This window comes from Anaerobacillus arseniciselenatis (assembly GCF_001865995.1).
Taxonomy (GTDB): Bacteria; Bacillota; Bacilli; order Bacillales; family Anaerobacillaceae; genus Anaerobacillus; species Anaerobacillus arseniciselenatis.
The window spans coordinates 271,934-291,999 of record NZ_MLQQ01000018.1 but is presented as its reverse complement, the minus strand read 5'-3'; the positions used below and the strand labels follow the sequence as shown (position 1 = coordinate 291,999).

Genomic DNA, 20,066 nt, shown 5'->3' with positions numbered 1-20,066 from the left:
TTCTTCATACAAAAAAATAGAACTTTACCATTATTCTGTGGTTTAGTCCCGAATGCATGAAGATAATAGATTAATTGTTTGAAAGTTAGCGAATTTCATTATTAGAAATTTATCAACAGAGTGAATTTCATAATTGTCTTAATTGAGCCATATCAGACTATATGTAATTGCGAGCCGATTGACGCAACTACATATAGATACTTAATGGTGAAAATATTGCATTATGAAATTCATTAAACTATCTTATACTACCTTTTTGCTTCCCTTTTAAAAAGTTCAAAATGACGTGGGCGGCAACCCGACTTGTCATATCACGGAAATCGACGGTCGGATCAATTTCGACAATTTCTAAACCTTTAACGAGTGACTGTTCACCTAAAAATGCAATTGCTTCAAAAAGTGACGATGTGTCCATTCCCCCAGGGCCGATCGCTGGGCATCCAGGTGCTTGTGATTGGTCAATGACATCCATATCTAAAGAAACGTAGATCGCATCGACCTCATTTTTCATTAGATCGATGGATTCCTCCATAATCTCTAAAAGGGCGCGTTGCCGAACATCTTTCATCGTATAAATTGAAACTCCATGTTCTTCACAATACTCTCTATATATTTTACTATTAGAAAAATCGCGAATGCCAACTTGGACTAAATGCTTTCCTTCGATCGATTTCGTTTCTAGTAAACTACGAAAAGGAGTCCCGTTGGTTGGGCCGCCATCTTCTAAATTACGCACGTCGTGATGCGCATCAAATTGAATCACGCCAACTTTTCCTTTTGCTTTTGCAAATGCTTGAATACTCGGAAACGTGATAGAATTATCTCCTCCTAGGACAATCGGAAGAAAATTAGGCTCTTCAGAAAAAATGCGAGAAAACGTTTTGTAAATTCGAGTTTGTGACTCTGTAATATTCGTTACGTGCATCTTTACATCGCCAAGGTCATAAAAATTCCAATCAGCTAAGTCAATGTCTGCTTCAATCGAATACGTCGAAAAAACTTGTAGCGCTTTTCTGATCGTTCCCGGTGCAAAAACAGCACCTGAATGACTAATCGATGGTTTTGATAATGGTGCCCCGAGTAAGCCGACTCCTTTTAACGTTTCGATTCCGTCCCAAGTTTCGATAATATCAGCCGCTTTAGTTGTAAATCGATCATTAAAAGGAGTGTTTGCCGGCTGTAAGTATTTGTAGTTACTCAATGACCTCCCTCCTTTTCGAAACGATTTTCCCAGCCTTTATCACCGTATTTACATGATTGACGCCATAATGATAAGGAATGTATAAATAATTTGGCGCGTCCCAAATGACGACATCTGCACTACGACCGACGACAAGTTGACCTGCGCTCTCACCGCGACCAATTGAGTGTGCAGCATTAATAGTCACTGCATTCCAAATTTCTTCTGGAGACATTTTTAGTCTTAATGCAGCAATGGACATAATCAGTTGCAAGTTTTCGGTCGGTGAACTTCCTGGGTTGAAATCCGTCGCTAATGAAACGATGGCGCCCGCTTCGATCATTTCTCTAGCTCTTGCATACGTATCTTTCCCTAAATAAAAGGTCGTGCCCGGAAGTAAAATTGCTACCGTCCTTTTGTCAGCAAGCATTTCGATACCTTTGTTAGAAGTGCCAACTAAATGATCAGCAGATACTGCTACAAGTTCACACGCTAGTTCGGTTCCTCCGAGCGGATCAATTTCATCAGCGTGAATTTTTAAGCCGAAGCCCTTCTCTTTTGCTTTTGCTAAATAATCTCTAGATTGCTCTACCGTAAAAACACCGGTTTCAGTAAAAATATCCACAAACTCCGCCAAATTTTCTTCTTTTACTTCATCTAACATCGCACTCATTTCTTCTAAAAATAAGTCTGGATCGTCTTTATGTGATTTCGGGATTGCATGAGCTCCTAAAAATGTAGAAACAAGATCGATCGGATGGTTTTCGTTAAGTTGTTTTGCAACACGCAGCTGTTTTAATTCCGTTTCACGATCAAGCCCGTACCCACTTTTTGCTTCAACGGTCGTCGTCCCATAGGAAAGCATCCGATCTAAATAAAATGACCCTTTCGCAAAAAGCTCTTCTTCAGATGCTTGACGAGTCGCCTCAACCGTCGATAAAATTCCGCCACCACGTTTTAAAATCTCTAAATAAGGAAGCCCTTGTTGCTTTAAGGCGAGTTCATGTTCTCTTGATCCCCCAAAAACGATGTGAGTATGGGGATCAACTAACCCAGGCGTTACTAATTTCCCGTGACAGTCAATTACTTGCTCCGCTTTAAAACGAGCCGCCTCTTCGGTTTTGCCAATAAAAACTATTTTCCCTTCGTTGATCGCGATCGCCCCATCTTCAATAACGTCAAGCTGCATCATCTCTTTTCCGGCACGCGGTCCATCTGATTGCATTGGTAATAATTGAGCGATATTTTTAAGTAGTACGTCTACGTGTTGAGTCGTCATATTGATATAAGCCTCCTATTCGATTTCTTTCATCGGGATGTGTACATTTTTTTCAGTAGCTACTTTTTCAGCGAGTTCGTAACCAGCATCAGCATGGCGAATGATCCCCATTCCCGGATCAGTCGTTAAAACACGCTCTAATCTCTCATGTGCAAGCTCACTTCCGTCAGCAACAACAACCATACCGGCATGAAGGGAATAGCCGATACCGACACCACCACCGTGATGAACGGATATCCAACTGCCACCAGCGGCTGTATTAATTAACGCATTTAAAATGGCCCAATCTCCCACTGCGTCACTTCCGTCTTTCATTGCTTCTGTTTCCCTATTTGGAGAAGCTACAGAACCACAATCTAAATGGTCACGACCGATGACGACCGGTGCTTTAATTTCTCCTATGCGAACTAACTCGTTAATCGCAAGTCCCATCTTTTTTCTTTCCCCATAACCTAACCAACAAATTCTTGAAGGTAAGCCTTGGAAAGCGACTTTTTCTTGAGCCATATCAATCCAACGACAAAGTGCTTCATTTTCAGGGAACAGTTCTTTAATGAGTGCGTCGGTTCGGTAAATATCTTCAGGATCTCCTGATAACGCAACCCAACGAAATGGTCCTTTTCCTTCACAAAATAGTGGTCGAATGTAAGCAGGTACGAATCCTGGAAAGTTAAAGGCATTCTCTAAGCCTTCATCGTGAGCAACTTGGCGAATATTGTTACCATAGTCAAAAACGATCGACCCCTGTTGTTGTAAAATGAGCATCGCTTCGACATGCTTTTTCATGCTTTGTTTTGATAAAGTTACATACAGGTCAGGATTTTCCTTCCTTAGTTTTTCAGCTTCTTGTACGCTGTAACCGACAGGCACGTAGCCGTTTAACGGATCATGCGCAGATGTCTGGTCGGTGACAATATCAACTTTAAAACCTCCCTTGACGATTTCATGATGAATTTCTGCTGCGTTTCCGACTAAACCAATCGAAAGAGCTTTACCGTTCGTTTTCGCGATTTCTGCCCAAGCAAGCGCCTCATCTAATGATCTCGTCATTTTGTCGCAATATTTCGTTTCGATACGTTTTTGAATTCTCGTTTCATCGACATCAACGGCTATGACAACACCACCATTCATCGTAACCGCTAACGGTTGAGCGCCACCCATGCCACCTAGTCCTGCGGTTAACGTGATTGTCCCTTGTAAACTATTGTTAAAATGCTGTTTCGCAAGTTCGGCAAAAGTCTCATACGTCCCTTGTAAAATTCCTTGGGTACCGATATAAATCCAACTTCCAGCCGTCATTTGTCCATACATCATTAATCCTTGTTTCTCAAGCTCATTAAAATGTTCCCAATTGGCCCATTTCGGCACTAAAACGGAATTCGATAAAAGCACCCTTGGAGCGTGTTGGTGAGTTTTAAAACGACCAACAGGTTTTCCTGATTGAATCAGCAATGTTTCGTCGTTCTCTAAATCTTTTAAACTATGAACAATTGCTTCAAATGAAGGCCAATTACGAGCGGCCTTACCGATTCCTCCATACACAATTAAGTCTTCTGGCTTTTCAGCGACTTCCGGGTCAAGGTTATTACAAAGCATTCGCAGAACCGCCTCTTGCTCCCACCCTTTACAATCAAGTTCAAGACCTTTCTTCGCTTTTATTTCACGTTTTTGAATATTTGTCATTTTACTTCTCTCCTTAATTTGCAATCTTCTTATTATTTTTTATGTGAAAAACTGAATGTTTAAGCCAATCATTTACTGCGTCAATATCTTTTGAAAAAATTCGGTCACGATCGATAAAAGGAACAACCTTTCTACCTGCTTCTAAAAATGAACGCGTCGCAGCTGCCATTTTTTGTTTTCCTCTTATTTCAGCAGCTTGCATACTACAAATCGCCTCAATCGCCAGCACTCTAAGCGTATTCGTAATGACTTGATAAGCGTGACGTGAACCGATCGTTCCCATACTTACGTGGTCTTCTTGGTTCGCAGATGATGGAATTGAATCAACACTTGCCGGATGCGCTAACGTTTTATTTTCAGAAACGAGCGACGCTGCTACGTATTGCATAATCATCGCTCCCGACTCAAGGCCAGGTCGTGGACTTAAAAACGGAGGTAAATCATTTAATTGCGGATTTACTAGTCGTTCAATGCGCCGTTCAGAAATATTCGCAAGTTCGGCGATCGCAATCGCTAAAAAGTCCATTGCTAGTGCAATTGGCTGCCCGTGGAAGTTACCTCCCGAAATTACTTTGCCACCTTCAAAAATTAACGGGTTATCTGTTGCAGCATTCATTTCAATTTCTAATTTTTCTTTGACGTAATTTAACGTTTGCCAAGTAGCACCGTGTACTTGTGGAATACACCGCAGTGAATAAGCATCTTGAACGCGGATTTCTCCTTGTGTTGTTGTTAATTGACTACCTGCTAAATAATCTCTGATTCTCTCAGCGACATCGATTTGTTCTTGATAGCCACGAGCGGTATGAACTCGCTCATCAAAAGCATCAATGATTCCACGTAATCCTTCGATTGTCATTGCTGCTACCATTTCAGATTGGTAGGCGAGCTTTTCTGCTTCTAAGTAATTAACGACGCCCATCGCAGTCATTGCTTGAGTGCCATTAATAAGTGCTAACCCTTCTTTAGCAGTCAGTGTAATTGGAAAAATCCCTTCTTTTGTTAATGCCTTAATCGCTGAAGTTTTTTCACCGTTATAAAAAACGTCACCCTCACCGATTAAAACGAGCGCTAAATGGGATAAAGGAGCTAAATCTCCACTAGCACCGAGTGAGCCTTGTTGCGGAATGTACGGGTGAATCTTACAATTTACTAATTGTAATAAACGTTCAATAACCACTGGTCTAACACCTGAAAAGCCCTTTAATAAAGCATTGGAGCGAAGCAAAACCATTGCTCTTGAGACGATCTCCGGAAATGGCTCCCCAACCCCACAAGCATGGGAGTAAATTAAATTAAGCTGAAGTTCAGAGACGTCGTCTTTATCGATAAAAACATCACTAAATTTACCGAAACCAGTCGTAATCCCGTAAACAACTCATTTTCTACAATTTTTTCGACTCTTTTACGGCTTTCTTTCACTTTTTCTATACTTTGGTCTGAAGCCTTTACTTTTTCATTTAAATAAAGGACTCTTTTTATTTCTGAAAAAGATAATGTATTTCCCGTTAACGTCACCATAACTACGTCACCCCTTTACTAAGATAAAGATCGAAAAATAAAAGGGGACTATACCAAGAAATCCTAAGATTTCTCTGATATAGCCCCCTAAATCAACTAAATAACTATGGGCATTATATATGATTGATTCCTAAACCGATCGTCTCATGCTCTAACCCTTTCACAGGAGCACCAATCGTCCCGTAAAGGCAGACGGCAATCCAATCGCCTTCTTGCTCACTTTCATATGGGTTTCCTCTAATGATAGAAAAACTTAACCCTACCGTTCTAAGCACGGAGCCAATTTGTACTTGACCTCGCGTTACACCACTAACCGCATCAATGATCGCGTGATAAAGTGCATGAGTTTCTCGATACACACCCGGCTGGATAATGCCGTTTTTCTTAGCAGCGGTCTCAATTGCTGCAACGACCTTTTGCGATTCCATAGAGCCTACTTTACCAGTGCAACTTTTCCACTTTAACTGACGAAGCTGCTCTTTACTAATACATTCTTCACCGTTTAAAACGAGAAGAATCGCTGTTCTTCCAATCCGATTGTCTACTCTAAATGCTGCCATAACCACAACTCTTTCATTCTATTGTCTAATAACTAAATAACTTATTTTCGCCAAGTATATAGGCTTACACCTTACAACTGGACACGCTACCTAAAAATTCAAAACTTTATGAAAGTATAATTTAACTGTAAGCGCTTTATTTGGAAATGTCAATATATTTGTTACTTCATTTCACAAGAAAATATTATTTGGGCAAAGTAAAATTTCAAACAATTCTCAAATTCTCTCCACGGATTTTTCAAAAAACTCATATATGATTGTATTATTACTATGTTATAGGGGGAGTTTCGATGAGTAAAAATATTCAAGTAGTTGCGGTTATCGTAGTATTAGTTGGAATATTAATCGTTGGCCTAGCTTTATCTCCAGCAAGTAGTACCAACGATGATTTGATTGAAAGTGGCGGTTACATAATTAAAGAAAATATAGCTGGATTTCAATTAACAGAAAAGATTACTGGAGAAGAAGCATTAGCTCAAATTAATCATCTTCATGGTCAGTCGATTGATATCGACGCAGGTTATATTCTCCATTACGAAACGGATAATGAAATGGCGATTATTTGGATTTCAAAATCAACTGTTCAAGAAGATGCGGAACGCCTTTTTCATGAAATGAATGATATTATGGGTGGAAGTCAAATGTACTCCAACCATACGGAAGTTGATGTAAATGGTGAAAAGATTCAATATGTATTTGGGATGAATATGGATAATTACTATTATTTTGTGGAAGATCGAGTCATTTGGATTGCGCTCACAGCGGGTGGTGGAGAACAGTTTTTAGAAGAAGCCATCGATACGTTTTAAGGTTGATTAAATATAAACTTTCCTATTTTCTTATAACAGATTGAATGCGAACATGAACCAATTTTGTTTTCAAACTAAAAAGAGGTGCATTAAGCACCTCTTGCGCATTCACCTCAACCGAAACGGACATACGTTCCGTTATTTCTTTGATTTGGTGTAAAAATCAAGCATTTTATTGCAAATAGAGGAACGTATGTCCGCTAGCTATTAAAATCCACCCAAAATTTTTAAAATAAAGGATCTCATGTCCCCTACCCGCACCGGACTAAAGCAAACCCCGTTATCCCACAACAGGTAATGAAATCTTAAAGGTAGTCCCTTTACCTTCCGCGCTATCAACCGTCACTTCACCTTTATGGTCATGAATGATTTTATAACTAACCATTAACCCTAGACCGTTGCCCTTTTCTTTCGTTGAATAAAAAGGTTCACCTAGCATTTTTAACTTTTCTTTTGGAATGCCAATACCTTCATCTTTAAACTCAACTTCAACGAACTGGTCTACGGTGCGAACTTTAATGTGAAGTTTCCCTCCGTCTGGCATTGCCTCAATCCCATTTTTGATCATGTTTAAAAATACTTGTTTTAACTGGTTTTCGTCACATTTGACGATCGCCTCTTCTAATTTAAAGTCGCTGATAATTGTCACTTTTTTATACTTGGCTTCTGTCTGTAAAAACGTAATCGTTTGATTAATAATCGAAAGTATATTTTTATTGGAAAACTGTAATACTTTCGGTTTCGCGAGCAACATAAATTCTTCAACGATAAAGTTAATTCGCTCAATTTCTTCTAATAATATATCGAAATATTGCTTTTTCTCTTCTTCTTCAGTATCATCTTGTAAAAATTCTGTATATCCTTTAAGCGATGTTAACGGGTTGCGAATTTCATGGGCGACCCCAGCAGCGAGTTCACCGATTAACGAAAGTTTTTCTGAACGTAACACCATTTCCTCAACCTTTTTACGGTCGGTAATGTCGTTACGGATCGCCACATATTGATACGGCTTCCCTTTTTCATTTAAGAAAGGAACGATCGTTGTATCGACCCAATATTCTTTACCGTCTTTTGCAATATTTTTCACTTCACCTTTCCAAATTTCCCCTCTACCAATCGTACTCCACATATTTTTAAAGAATTCCCTCGGATGATAATTAGAATTTAACTTACCGTGATCTTCACCGATTAATTCTTCTCTACTATATTTTGAGATCTCACAAAACGTGTCATTCACATACGTTATAATGCCTTTTTCATTCGTCATTGCTAAAATGCTCGATGAATCGAGGGCATATTTGATGTCAGCCAATTCTTTGTTAGTTTCAGCAAGCTGTTCCAACGTTTGTCTTAAATTTTCTTCGGTCATTTTTCGGTCTGTGATGTCATTGCGGATGGTCACATATTGATAAGGCTTCCCGTGTTTATTTAAAAAAGGGACTATTTGTGTATGAACCCAGTAAAAAGTTCCGTCCTTTGCTTTATTTCTAATTTCGCCTGTCCATACTTGTCCAGAACTAATCGTTTTATATAAATTTGCAAAAAATTCTTTTGCATGGTACCCGGAGTTAAGAATTCGATGATCTTTTCCTAATAACTCGTCGGCTTTATATTTTGAAATCGCACAAAACTTCTCATTTACGTAAATAATTTTCCCTGTATTATCGGTCACTGCAATGATTGATGTTGCATCAAGCGCTAATTTAATATCAGTGATAAACGAATTAAGTGAGTTGTTAGTCATGTAATGTCCCCACTTTCTAAATATGTCTATATTGTGAATATGTTCGTCTTATATTATGCATCATGTTTACCACTATGTCTATAGTGTTTTAGGTTAAATGAAGAAAAATTTGGTAAGGGAAACGAAAAGCGTTATATATCTAGCGTTTGCTTAATAACAAAAAAGAAAAGCGCAGGAGCTAGACATCTTTCCAACTTCAAAAAAATTATATTTTCTTATATTAAAATGGGCTCACTTATAATTTCTGATTATACAAAACCTTCATGGTGGCATGCCTGCAGCCACCAGCTAATATGTAAAAGTTAGGCGGGAGCGCTACCTAACTAACTGTCCACTAACCAACAAACCAACTTTCATAAAAAAACCATTGTGTCTCGAATATCGAAGATCACAATGGTTTTCGTTGTTTTCAGGCTATGATGATTAATCAACAACTACTAGGTTAATTTTCATGTCATTATGTCCTGCTCCACATGGAATTGAACATAAAATTTCGTGCGTTCCAGCTTCAGTTGCTTCAAATTCCACAGTTTCACCAGCGCCACCTTGAATACCGAAAGATGGAATATCAAGACCGTGAACTCCTTCTTCATTCTCAATATGAAGCGTCACTTTATCACCTTTTTTCACGACTAACTCTTCGTCAGAAACGTAATCAAAGTTTGTGGCAACAATCGTAAATTCTTTATCTCCTGCTTCAACGTTTACATCGACAACTTCAGCACTTGTTTCTTCTGCGTCAGGAGCACTAGTCTCTTCATCTCCACCACAAGCAGTTAAAGCTACAACAGCAACGGCTACAATCATTAATGATAATAATTTTTTCATATGTAAAACCTCCTTAAAAAAGTTAACTACAATAAGTATTATATAAGAAATATTTCAAATTTAAACAGAAAATTATGGCTAAATTGTGAACTTTTACTATTTAGGCAGTGTTAATGTTATTAAGGTGATTTCAATGAATTTCATAATTTATATTATCGCCATTAAGTAACTATATGTAGTTGCGTTAATGCGTTCGCAACTACATATAGTTTGATATGGCTCAATTTAGGTGATTATGAAATTCACTCAATTAAATAACTTCAAAAAAAGAGAATGAATTTATAATTCGTCCCCTTAGGATTATTCTCCGTTAGTAATATGGTGAAATAAAAATATAAACGAGTACTCCCGTTAAGCTGACATATAACCAGAGCGGCATCGTCCATCTAGCAATTTTTTTATGCTTTTCATTTTCCATATTTAATCCCCGTGCTAACGTCACTAATGCTAATGGAACGATTACAGCAGCTAAAACGATATGAGTAATCAAAATAAAATAATAAATGAATCTCATTATCCCTTCTCCACCGAATGTCGTTGCTTCACTTAACGCATGATGTGCCACATAAGTGATTAAAAACAAGGCGGTTGTTGTGAAAGCGGCATAAATAAATCTCGTATGAAGCTTTATATTTTTTTTATAAATCGCAAAAGTGGCACCGATTAAAAATAAAAACGTGAAAGTATTTAATATCGCATTAATGAGCGGCAAAATTTTGACATCAAAACCTGGATCAATATCAAGTCTCGGCATTTCTGACAAAAGGATGACTAAACCGTTAATAATAATCGTTAATATAATAATTGCTGGAGTATAATTCCTCTTCTTTCTCTCCATTAGTCTTCCTCCTAAATTCCTATTCCTTAAAAATCTTGCTAATGTACAGTTTTAAACATTTACCATAGTATTGGCTATCAAATCTATTTGAAAATGTAGTTCAATGAATTTCATAATTCATTAGTCTCGCCACTAAGAGCAATATATAGTTGCGTCAAAACCATTCTCATACTATATATTGCCTGATGTGGCTCATTTTTCGTAATTATGAAATTCATTCAGTTAGTCGTTAAAAGGTTACTTTAATCCAAATTGAAAATCAAATAATTAAACTCGATAATATTTTTTAGTGTTGCATAAATAGACGGATTAAGACAAAGGAAGTCAAAGGGTTCGACAAACAGTTTGCAGAATTTGTTTAAAGAGTAAAGATCAATCAAAAAGGGGTTATGAAAAATGAGAACAAATCGTAGAGACGAATGGAAAACACATTGGAAAAAGTACAAGCACCTTTATAAAGGGAACAGAAATGAAAGAAGGAATAAATGGCGAGTAAAATGGGATAACCGGTATAAAGCCAGCTAATAGTTGTCACTCTTTCCCCTTAAAATGAATAAGCTGTCCTAGGCAGATATTTTACACTAACGACTTGCGACACAGGTGATAAGTTAAGCTACTACTTTCACCGAAAGTTTTGTAAGAAGGAGGGGAATAGAAATGGCTAGATATCGCAGAAAACCGATCGTGGTAGATGCAGTAAAACTTACAAAGTCTATCACCGTCGATTCCGAAGAAGGAAGTGTTGTAGGTAATCCTGGAGATTACTTAGTTACTGAACCTAACGGTAAACAGTATCCTATAAATGCTCAGGAATTTGAAAAAATGTATTCACCAGTCAGTGAAAATTTTGATATGCTCCTCATCGCCAAAAAAGTATATCGTGTCATAAAATATAAAGTAAAAGCTATTTCTGCAAAAAGTCAGTAATGCACAAAAGTGTCAGTTCACCAAAGGGTACGATTAAACAGACTAATTTCCTCTGTATTCAACACCTTCTGATCGCTGACACTTTTGTTTTTGATTCCCTTCTTAAATTGGGCTAGTTACAAACGGACATGTCCGTTTGTATTGAAAGTTTGATTTGGTCAACTAAATTTTAGGCATTTACGTGTCCTAACACACCATTTGTTGCTGTCATCGCAATAATGACGCAGCCCCACATATGTTTATAAGCAGTTACCATATCTTCGCAAGTGAAAGTAATTCTTTTTGGAGCAATTTGAGTTACTGATGGGATCGTTGTTGTCATTAATGCTTGGCTTGTCCCTTTAAATTCAATTTCAATAGTAATCGGTCCAGCGATTTTTAAAGACGAAGCGTTACCAATATTTTTTACAGCAGCTTCTGCTTTTCCACGAATAAGTTGTTGAGCTACTTTAGGGTGAAGAAGCTCGGCCGAAAAACGGTCGACCCCCTTTTTTACGACGGCAGCCTCAACTTCAGGTAACGTTTCCCTTACTTCTTCTACGTAAGCGTCGTCGCCAGAAATAAAGATCGTTGGTACGTTGAAATCACCGGCAACCATTGCATTCATTTCTGTTTCACCAACAATTTTTCCGTTGATCTTCATTTCGTTTACGCAAATACCAGCTAATGTATGGCTAATTAATGTTTTTTCAGATCCACTCTCACGACCGTGATGTCCGACAAACATAATTGCATCAAAACTTTCATCCAAACCTTGCAGCTGACACATTACTCTGTTACTCCCTTGGATAAGGCGAGCTCTTGGATCTAAATCTTCAATAAAAATGTTAGACATATTTCCATGTCCATCCGCTACTACGACTTCTGTTGCTCCACCGTTAAACGCGCCTTCTACAGCAGCATTTACATCTTGCGTCATTAATTTACGAAAACGTTGATATTCACTATTTACTTTTAATTGTTGATTAGTAGCAACCCCAGTTACTCCTTCAATATCTGCAGAAATAAAAATTTTCATTTCAAACGTCTCCCTCTCTATGTATAGTTTAATGTTTAGCTTCCATAAATATTGTTACTTTTTAATTCAATATTAAGTAACAACCTTTTGAAAAGCGTTTTATATTTCGACTCTCTAATTATAATATATCTTTTATTGAACAAAAAGAAAAACGTTATAAAGTTGGTTTGTTGGTTAGGTAATTTAGTCTTGTACGGGGTTAAATTGGTAATTTTATGACGAAGGATTTAGTGGTGATAAAGCTGTCATGGGAAGTACAAAAGAGGGTGGGACAAAAGTGTCTGACACAACAAGGATCCTACTAAATATAGACGTACAGATTTATCCTATGTCTATATTTGGTGCCTAGCGGTGTCTGACACTTTGGTTTGTCCCACCCTCTTTAAATCATTGCTTATAGCTAGGAAAATCAACCTCATGAATATTCCCTGGCTCTTGTCTTTTCGTTAATTCTTCTAATGCGACTTGAAGAACTTTCATTTGTGTCGCTTTGTCTTTTGGTTTACCTAAAGAATGACCAAATTTAAAGCCAATTGGGTGAATTGCACGCGGCGGTCTCATCAAACTTGATTGCTCCACATCAAGAGTAATCAATGCTGTTGGAATGCCTTGTGCTTCAATTCCACGCTGCACTGTAACTACAGTGCGATGACAAAGCGGTCAGCCAGCTGTTAAAAGTACAGCATCTGCTTTAGAGCGAACTACCTCTTTGACAAGGGCGGGGATCGTTTCTTTATTAATCTTGTTTAATCTCATCGAGTAGCCCATCATTGTAATGTGCTTTTCAGCGACACCACCGAGATCACCATCATCGACCATTTCACGTAAACGGTCAATCGGAAAAACGCAGTTAATATCCTCTTTCGGATAATCAGTGTTGTAATGATCTTTCGGTGCTGAATGTGTGACCGTTAAATCTTTCGGGTCGACATCACCCGGGATCACTCGATACGTAGCGTCTCCTTCTGAAGGATCAGTGTTATAAGGCTCTTGGTCGGTAAGATGAACACCAGATGTTGAAACGATCATAATCGTTGTTTCGTGTAATGGTTTATCATTAGGTGTATATGGGATTGCTTTACGAGAAAGTTCCATACACAGCCCCCCTACTATTTGTTTTATAGCTTACGTAATACATCGAATAATTCTTCGTTATCAGGTTGCTCGCCAATCGGGTGTACATCAATCCACTGCACAATTCCTTCTTTATCGATAATAAATAAAGCCCGTTCTGACGCACCATATGCTGGCTCCTCAGGATTTGTACGAAGAACTCCGAATTTTTCAGCAATTTCTCCATGTGGATAAAAATCTGCACACAGTGGATACGATAATCCACCAATCGATTTTGCCCATGCATCATGACTATGAACACTATCGACACTTATACCCAAGACCTGGGTATCAAACTCTTCAAAGCGAGGAAGATCATCCTCGTATGAAGGCATTTGCGCACCTCAGACAGGTGTCCAATCTAGAGGGTAAAAGCATAAAAACACATTTTGTTTTCCGCGATAGTCACTTAACGAAACCATGCGGTCACCATGAGCTTTCGCTGTAAAATCAGGTGCTTGATCACCGACTTTAAGCGTACTAGTTTCTGTCGCTCCTTTTGGCATAATAACTCCCCTTTCAATAACATTTTTAGCTCGAAGCTTAACAATACTATTATCGCCAAAAACGTTATAAATAATCGTGGAGTGAAATTTTTTAATCCTTCTTCCTTGCATTGGTCATTTGCTGCCATACAGATCCCGCAGCTTCTTCACCACTTTCAATGCGCTGAATCGCCATGTTAATTTGTAAACTCACTTCAAATTCAGGATCATCTACTGCCGTCTTTAATGCTTCTAATGCTGAATCGTCGCCTACTTCATATAAAAACATCGCGGCACGCCAACGAACAAGTTTGTTTTTATCTTGCAATGCATCGATCATTGCCGGTATTGCTTTAGGACTTCCGATGTCTGATAAACAATCACCAGCTGTTCTTCTTACTGTCACCGAACGATCCTTAAGTCCCTCATATAAATATGGTAAAACGTCATCATCTTCAATCATCCCTAAAAATACGACAGCTTGGCGACGGATCGACGTATTCTCATCCCTCAAAGCAGTCGCTAACAAAGGAATATCTTCTTTTTTTGGATCCATTTTTTCCAGGGCAGCATAACGCGTTTTCCAATCATCACTCTTAAACGCTTCTACTACCTCTTCAGTAGTAATTTTTTCAACTTTAACACGCTCTTCTTCTTTTTTAAATGCCGACTCTACAAGTTTTTCTAAACGCTCAATATCATAGGCTGCGGATAATTCCTCAATCACCTCTTCGGCAATTTCTTCAACCTCACCATAACGGATCCCGTAATCTTTCCACTGCCGTTCCTTTACGAGATTATCGCTAGCTGACTGGGCCCTTAAAATTGCTGCCTTAAAGCGGTCCGGTAAGCCAAAGCGTTGCTCTCCTTCACCGTCTTCAATTTTAATTTGAATCGGAATACCACGGAACATATGAACAAATACTTTTAATTCACCAAAACTGTCATTAGGAGCGTTTTCATCCTCAACAGTTTCAGCTTCCTCACCAAAAACTTCTCGTACTTGTGGCAAAATGACTTTCCAATCGAATTTTGCATTTCTTTCAACGGCGATAAAGTTAGTCACTTGATACACGCCTTTTACACCGTCAATTTCTAGTATTTTTTTTAAGTAAAGTGGTGCCTCGTCTTTATCTTCTTTTTTCAAATTGTATGAAACATTATTTGGAAGACTTTCATCTACATTTATTTTCATCGAATTAGGACTCGGTGTTGGTTCAATCGATACTAATTTCAAAACATTAACACTCCTTTTATGTTGTTAATTAAATCGTAACATAATCAAAAGCAATGCTCCATTTTCCTGCTTAATATGATCAAGCCCCCCCATGAAACACCTATCAACATCTTCCATGTAATAATTCCGTATTCCTTTTCCAACTTTCCAACTTTCGGCTCACCAACCTCCACAAACCTAACCAAAAAAAAGAACTTGGCCTTTTAACCAAGTTCCATACGCTATAACATTCTACTTTTACTCAATAGGAAATTTAACACTTTTTGATCAATTTTCCCTTGAGGTTGCTGACGTTCTTCAAAATTTTCAGTTAAAATAAAATTGTCTAGCCCTTTCGTTAACTCCTCGATCGTCTCGACTTGTTCTTTTAAGTACCCTAAAGAAGCCAGCGCTTTACTCATATCCATTAAGATCGTTTCATTAATTTCAACTACATCAGCTTCTGTTGGTTTACTAAAGTACAATTGTTGCAAATCATAAATACGCATAAGTTCTTTAATTGGGTCAGGATGATCGTCAACACGTAGGTCAATTGAACGGTCATTAAAACCGCCATAACCACCTTCTTCTTTAACAACTAGAAGTGCTGCTGATTGCTTTCCGCGAGAATCTCCTCCTGCTTCTTGGGCAGCATCTAACGCTGCAAGTAGGCGTTCAGCTAATGTACCAGTTGCTGTTTCAAAAGTTGTTGCCATTGCTTTCACTGTAGCTTCACTAACTAAGATATTTCCTTGCGCTGCAAAGTGTTTTCCAGTCATACCACCAGCCCAGTCAAAACATTTTTCCCCTGTAAAAGTAGCAGCGTTCCCTTTCGCGTCAACGATCCCTACTTGGCGTAACGCCCGGTCATCATCTGCAGCAATTAAATGATCGATCGCTTCTTGGGCGGTTTTACCGGAAGCCATTAATTCAAGCCCCTTTGGTCCGTATGTAGTGTTCGCGTATGATTGGGTTGCAACAGCACCAACACCTGCCGCAGCCCAAGGAACAACCGCTCCTACTCCTAAAAATTTCGATTGTACAGCAATTCCTAATTCTTCGGTCTCCGGATCAAAACCGACAATCGAAAATGTAGCAACTAAATCTTTTGGCGTCTTCAATCAAATCACCTCTTAAGTTTATTTAATTTTGCTATTCCTGCTTTACAAACTCCGTAAGAGAGCCAGCTACAGCCGTGGCATAAGTGGTCTAAATCATCAGGCTCGACTCGTTTAGCTGTTAATTGTATTAAATCACTTTTTTGATAAGTTTTTCCTGCTTGTAGTTGAAGATGCTCGATGACTTTTTGATCCATTGTTTTCACATGTTGATCTGATCCTTCACTTGAGATACAAATGGTACCACCGTTATGTGGGCAAGCACCACAGGCATCATCTAAGCTAGCTACCACCTGAACTGGAAAATCTATCTGTTCATTTCTAATTTCGGCGACGATCGCCTCCATTAACTTGACAAAATCATCACTATAGCCCATTCCTTGAAAACCGTGCACACATAATAAATGATGCCCGCGTAACGTACGGATTGCCCCCATCCCCCTTTGAAAAGCTTGATTTTTCTATTAACCTGAGTGAATTTCATAATTACCTATGTTGAGCCATATTAAACTATATGTAATTGCGAGCAATTACATATAGTTACTTAATGGAGACAATATTAAATCATGAAATTCATTAACCTTAAACCTTATTTCAAAACAAGATTTTTATTTTCAAAACCACTAATAATCCGATAAAGCATTCCTTCATCCATGTCCAAAGTGCTAACACTATGATATCGTAACAACTCTCTCATATTTTCATCATCAAATTGAATCGTTCGGTTTAAATAATCTTTAAACATGTGAAGTGATTTATTAATCGTTGCCTCTAGTGGTGTAAAACTAGGGATTTCACTTTCGCTCGCTAATGAAATCGACTGATATTCGAGGACATCTTTAGCAACATCAACGACCAATTCGTTCGTCGGCGGTTGACTATTCGTAATATGATAAATAGTTTTTGTTTTGCTGTAATACATCCCTAGTACAAGCGAATCTATCACATAATCAACAGGAACTAAATTAGATACAGTTGCTTTATTCATTAACAAACGAACATCCGTTTCATAGCCTTCTTTCTTTGCTCGACGCTTTAACAACTGAATCGTTTTCAAGACGCCATATAAACCAAAGGTTGTGTTTGCTTGTCCAGTTTTAGAATCACCGACAATAATTGCTGGACGCATAATCGTGACGTCAAAATAGTTTCCATACGACATGACAAGGTGTTCAGCGTGACATTTACTTTCTTCATACGCATTAATAAATTCCGAATCCAAAGGATAAAGTTCCTCTTTACCTAACGTACGATTCCCTAAAGTATAAGCCGTACTGACATGAATAAACTTTTTACAGTCGATCGTTTGAGCAAAATTTAATACTTGTCTCGTCCCCTCGACATTAACGTTAAAAATATCATCTCTTAAAGAGTCATCAAACGATAAATAAGCTGCCGTATGGAAAATAATATCGATATTATTTTTTAAATCTATTAAGTCATTAGAGCTTAAGCCTAATTTTTCAGAAGTTAGTTCTCCTTCATAAAAGTTTACATGCTTTTGCTGCTCAAAATTTATCTTTTCTAGTAAACTATTAGCTTTTTTACGATTGCGGATTAATAAATAGACATTATGTCCCTCGTTCACTAAACGTTTTACGAGTTCAGTTCCTAAAAATCCTGTAGCTCCGGTAATGAATACGTTCATACTAGTAATCAGTCCTTCTCTGTATTTCTATGCTATTAATCTTATCACAAATCTACGACCCACCACAGTATTTCCTACTATATGAATAATATTGTTAAAAACGGTTATAAACACCTGTACCCTATTAAGCTATAGTTCCTTTACATCTTTCTACTAGCCAATTAACGAACACTTTATAAACTACCAAGGCATATTACTTGCCCGAATACCCATCTTTTTATTTAAACAAAAATTGTAGTTTTTTTTTGAAAAACCTCAACTGCCTCACTATACACATTTAGGTCTTTTGAATTAAATATGGTATACGTTGATATTAAAACGTTTTATCGTCTCATCCTTTAAGGGAGGTGAAATAGTGACGCAACCCACTTATTAAAAGGAGTGTATTTAGATGAAGTTAACAGTAGCTAAAAAGTTGTCATTTAGCTTTTTCGCTCTCATTTTGTTCATCGCTGGAATTGCCGGGTTTAGTTATTATGAAACTAACAATGTCAATTCTTTGTATGAAGAGTTACTCGATGACCGCGTTTTAAAAGAGGACCTCGTTCAACAAATGATTATTGAAATCAAAGACCAACAAGTAACGGTTCGTAGTTACTTGCTTGATAGTGATGAATATTATATCGATCAATTTCAATTAGCCGTTAACAACTACAATGAATTAAGCAATCATTTAGAAGGAATCGTTGACGAAACTGGAGCTAATTATTTAGCTCAATTAAATCAATTACAAGAGCAATATGAGGTCATCGCAAACGAAGCCATCTTAATGAAACAAGAAGAACGCACAGATGACATGATCTCCCTACTACAAAATGAAGGCAGTCCAATCATCATAAAATTCGCTGAAACCTCAAATCAATTTTTACAATACCAACAAATGATGAAAGATGATTTTCGTGAGTTAGTGAACAGTAGTATGGTCACCTTAATTTCTACGTTACTCATTGTAAGCACGATTGCTTTATTATTCGCAGCTGCTGTCACATATATCATTAGTAAACAAATTTCAAAGCCAGTTTTAGCAATAGCTAACGGCGCTGAAAAAATCGCCAATGGCGATTTAACAGGAGAAACATTGCAAATTAAAAATCGTGATGAGCTAGGAAGGTTAGCGGAATCGTTTAATAAAATGCACGATAACTTAAAAAATATGATATTTAAAGTGAGTGACTCAGCAAATGATCTATCAGCATCTTCTGAACAATTATCGGCAAGTGCTGAGCAAACGTCTTCAGCAACGAACCAAATTGCTTTAAGCATTACGAACGTATCGGAAAATTTACAAAACCAATCTGACCACGTCGATGAAACGAATCAGACGGTCGGGCAAATGGCTGTAGGCATTCAACAAATTACTAACAATGTCGTAGCAGTAACCGAGTCCGCAACTGATGTTCAACAATTATCGGACGAAGGAAGTGCAAAAATTAAAGATGGCATTAAGCAAATGGGGCTTGTTAATAATAAAGTATCACATTCTAAAAAAATGGTAGAAGAACTCGGAGTTCAATCGAAAGAAATTAGTCAAATCGTAGATCTAATTAACAATATCGCTGACCAAACGAACTTACTCGCTTTAAACGCAGCGATCGAATCAGCCAGAGCAGGTGAGGCTGGTAGAGGTTTCGCAGTAGTCGCTGATGAAGTTCGCAAACTCGCTGAAAAATCAACAAAATCAACAAAGCAAATATCAACGATCGTCGAACAAATTCAGCTAAAAATTGCTGCAATTGTTGAGGCCATGGATAGTGGTGCACATGAAGTAAATAAAGGGGTAACAGCTGTAAACCAGACCGGTGAAGCCTTCAAGAAAATTCAAAAGGCCGTCAATAATACAGCAGGACAAATGCAAGACGTTTCTGCTGCGGCACAACAGCTAGCATCTGGCTCTGATGAAGTAACGAAAGCGATGAATGATGTCCGAAAATTAAACCATTCAATTACTGGACAATCGCAAGAAGTATCTGTAGCCGCAGAAGAACAACTTTCTTCGATGGAAGAAGTTTCTCATTCAGCGAACCAATTAGCAGACATGGCCGAAGAATTACAAGAACTAGTAATGAGCTTCAAAGTATAATAATCTCCACTATATATTT

The 20,066-nt window shown here is 38.0% G+C and carries 18 protein-coding genes and 1 pseudogene; 3 read left to right on the top strand and 16 right to left on the bottom strand.

Features of this window, described 5'->3' with window-relative positions; translation table 11 throughout:
• Positions 1-238: 238 nt before the first annotated feature.
• The 5 genes and pseudogenes from hutG to hutP form a co-directional block, all read right to left on the bottom strand.
• The gene (hutG, locus tag BKP35_RS10330) at positions 239-1,201 is read right to left on the bottom strand and encodes a formimidoylglutamase (RefSeq protein WP_071313260.1); all 963 of its coding nucleotides are present in this window, start codon (positions 1,199-1,201) and stop codon (positions 239-241) included.
• The gene (gene hutI / locus BKP35_RS10325; protein WP_071313259.1) at positions 1,194-2,459 is read right to left on the bottom strand and encodes an imidazolonepropionase; all 1,266 of its coding nucleotides are present in this window, start codon (positions 2,457-2,459) and stop codon (positions 1,194-1,196) included. The genes hutG and hutI overlap by 8 nt, the downstream gene beginning before the upstream one ends.
• A gap of 15 nt (positions 2,460-2,474) precedes the next feature.
• Positions 2,475-4,142: a urocanate hydratase gene (hutU, locus tag BKP35_RS10320; RefSeq protein ID WP_071313258.1), complete on the bottom strand. Its 1,668-nt coding sequence runs from the start codon at positions 4,140-4,142 to the stop codon at positions 2,475-2,477.
• 13 nt (positions 4,143-4,155) lie between these two features.
• Positions 4,156-5,663: pseudogene (gene hutH / locus BKP35_RS10315) on the bottom strand (histidine ammonia-lyase).
• Between the two features lie 113 nt (positions 5,664-5,776).
• A complete protein-coding gene (gene hutP / locus BKP35_RS10310; RefSeq protein WP_071313257.1) occupies positions 5,777-6,223 on the bottom strand; it encodes a hut operon transcriptional regulator HutP in 447 nt (148 codons plus the stop codon).
• A gap of 290 nt (positions 6,224-6,513) precedes the next feature.
• Between hutP and BKP35_RS10305 the strand changes: the two genes are divergently transcribed.
• Positions 6,514-7,032 (top strand): hypothetical protein, encoded by a 519-nt coding sequence (locus tag BKP35_RS10305; protein ID WP_071313256.1) that lies wholly within the window; start codon positions 6,514-6,516, stop codon positions 7,030-7,032.
• A gap of 280 nt (positions 7,033-7,312) precedes the next feature.
• Here the strand turns inward: BKP35_RS10305 and BKP35_RS10300 are convergent, their stop codons facing one another.
• The 3 genes from BKP35_RS10300 to BKP35_RS10290 form a co-directional block, all read right to left on the bottom strand.
• Positions 7,313-8,776 (bottom strand): PAS domain-containing sensor histidine kinase, encoded by a 1,464-nt coding sequence (locus tag BKP35_RS10300; protein ID WP_071313255.1) that lies wholly within the window; start codon positions 8,774-8,776, stop codon positions 7,313-7,315.
• A gap of 423 nt (positions 8,777-9,199) precedes the next feature.
• The gene (locus tag BKP35_RS10295) at positions 9,200-9,604 is read right to left on the bottom strand and encodes a cupredoxin domain-containing protein (protein WP_071313254.1); all 405 of its coding nucleotides are present in this window, start codon (positions 9,602-9,604) and stop codon (positions 9,200-9,202) included.
• 310 nt (positions 9,605-9,914) lie between these two features.
• Positions 9,915-10,442: a DUF420 domain-containing protein gene (locus BKP35_RS10290; protein ID WP_071313253.1), complete on the bottom strand. Its 528-nt coding sequence runs from the start codon at positions 10,440-10,442 to the stop codon at positions 9,915-9,917.
• A gap of 657 nt (positions 10,443-11,099) precedes the next feature.
• Here BKP35_RS10290 and BKP35_RS10285 point away from each other — a divergent pair.
• Positions 11,100-11,369 (top strand): hypothetical protein, encoded by a 270-nt coding sequence (locus BKP35_RS10285; protein WP_071313252.1) that lies wholly within the window; start codon positions 11,100-11,102, stop codon positions 11,367-11,369.
• Positions 11,370-11,538: 169 nt separating this feature from the next.
• On the opposite strand, the gene BKP35_RS10280 is transcribed toward BKP35_RS10285, so the two are convergent.
• The 8 genes from BKP35_RS10280 to BKP35_RS10240 all read right to left on the bottom strand — a co-directional run bounded on the left by BKP35_RS10280 (position 11,539) and on the right by BKP35_RS10240 (position 17,967).
• Positions 11,539-12,387, bottom strand: a complete 849-nt coding sequence (locus BKP35_RS10280) for a M55 family metallopeptidase (protein WP_071313251.1) — start codon at positions 12,385-12,387, stop codon at positions 11,539-11,541.
• A 387-nt stretch (positions 12,388-12,774) separates the two neighbouring features.
• A complete protein-coding gene (locus tag BKP35_RS10275; protein ID WP_071313250.1) occupies positions 12,775-13,020 on the bottom strand; it encodes a hypothetical protein in 246 nt (81 codons plus the stop codon).
• 27 nt (positions 13,021-13,047) lie between these two features.
• Positions 13,048-13,482: a glycine/sarcosine/betaine reductase selenoprotein B family protein gene (locus BKP35_RS10270; protein WP_071313249.1), complete on the bottom strand. Its 435-nt coding sequence runs from the start codon at positions 13,480-13,482 to the stop codon at positions 13,048-13,050.
• Between the two features lie 23 nt (positions 13,483-13,505).
• On the bottom strand, positions 13,506-14,006 hold the full coding sequence (locus BKP35_RS10265; RefSeq protein WP_281244217.1) for a redoxin domain-containing protein: 501 nt from the start codon (positions 14,004-14,006) through the stop codon (positions 13,506-13,508).
• Between the two features lie 91 nt (positions 14,007-14,097).
• Positions 14,098-15,222: a conserved virulence factor C family protein gene (locus BKP35_RS10255; RefSeq protein WP_071313246.1), complete on the bottom strand. Its 1,125-nt coding sequence runs from the start codon at positions 15,220-15,222 to the stop codon at positions 14,098-14,100.
• A 221-nt stretch (positions 15,223-15,443) separates the two neighbouring features.
• Positions 15,444-16,322, bottom strand: a complete 879-nt coding sequence (locus BKP35_RS10250) for a DUF1028 domain-containing protein (RefSeq protein WP_071313245.1) — start codon at positions 16,320-16,322, stop codon at positions 15,444-15,446.
• Positions 16,323-16,327: 5 nt separating this feature from the next.
• Positions 16,328-16,756 (bottom strand): DUF1284 domain-containing protein, encoded by a 429-nt coding sequence (locus BKP35_RS10245; protein ID WP_071313244.1) that lies wholly within the window; start codon positions 16,754-16,756, stop codon positions 16,328-16,330.
• Positions 16,757-16,908: 152 nt separating this feature from the next.
• Entirely contained in the window at positions 16,909-17,967 is a 1,059-nt protein-coding gene (locus BKP35_RS10240; protein WP_071313243.1) for an SDR family oxidoreductase, read from the bottom strand.
• Between the two features lie 391 nt (positions 17,968-18,358).
• Between BKP35_RS10240 and BKP35_RS10235 the strand changes: the two genes are divergently transcribed.
• A complete protein-coding gene (locus BKP35_RS10235; RefSeq protein WP_071313242.1) occupies positions 18,359-20,047 on the top strand; it encodes a methyl-accepting chemotaxis protein in 1,689 nt (562 codons plus the stop codon).
• Positions 20,048-20,066: the final 19 nt, after the last annotated feature.

Bases quoted from the DNA above. Each gene is read 5' to 3' on its own strand.
- hutI (WP_071313259.1), bottom strand. From the start codon at position 2,459: ATGACGACTCAACACGTAGACGTACTACTTAAAAATATCGCTCAATTA.
- hutU (WP_071313258.1), bottom strand. From the start codon at position 4,142: ATGACAAATATTCAAAAACGTGAAATAAAAGCGAAGAAAGGTCTTGAA.
- hutP (WP_071313257.1), bottom strand. From the start codon at position 6,223: ATGGCAGCATTTAGAGTAGACAATCGGATTGGAAGAACAGCGATTCTT.
- BKP35_RS10305 (WP_071313256.1), top strand. From the start codon at position 6,514: ATGAGTAAAAATATTCAAGTAGTTGCGGTTATCGTAGTATTAGTTGGA.
- BKP35_RS10300 (WP_071313255.1), bottom strand. From the start codon at position 8,776: ATGACTAACAACTCACTTAATTCGTTTATCACTGATATTAAATTAGCG.
- BKP35_RS10295 (WP_071313254.1), bottom strand. From the start codon at position 9,604: ATGAAAAAATTATTATCATTAATGATTGTAGCCGTTGCTGTTGTAGCT.
- BKP35_RS10290 (WP_071313253.1), bottom strand. From the start codon at position 10,442: ATGGAGAGAAAGAAGAGGAATTATACTCCAGCAATTATTATATTAACG.
- BKP35_RS10285 (WP_071313252.1), top strand. From the start codon at position 11,100: ATGGCTAGATATCGCAGAAAACCGATCGTGGTAGATGCAGTAAAACTT.
- BKP35_RS10280 (WP_071313251.1), bottom strand. From the start codon at position 12,387: ATGAAAATTTTTATTTCTGCAGATATTGAAGGAGTAACTGGGGTTGCT.
- BKP35_RS10270 (WP_071313249.1), bottom strand. From the start codon at position 13,482: ATGGAACTTTCTCGTAAAGCAATCCCATATACACCTAATGATAAACCA.
- BKP35_RS10245 (WP_071313244.1), bottom strand. From the start codon at position 16,756: ATGGGGGCAATCCGTACGTTACGCGGGCATCATTTATTATGTGTGCAC.
- BKP35_RS10240 (WP_071313243.1), bottom strand. From the start codon at position 17,967: ATGAACGTATTCATTACCGGAGCTACAGGATTTTTAGGAACTGAACTC.
- BKP35_RS10235 (WP_071313242.1), top strand. From the start codon at position 18,359: ATGAAGTTAACAGTAGCTAAAAAGTTGTCATTTAGCTTTTTCGCTCTC.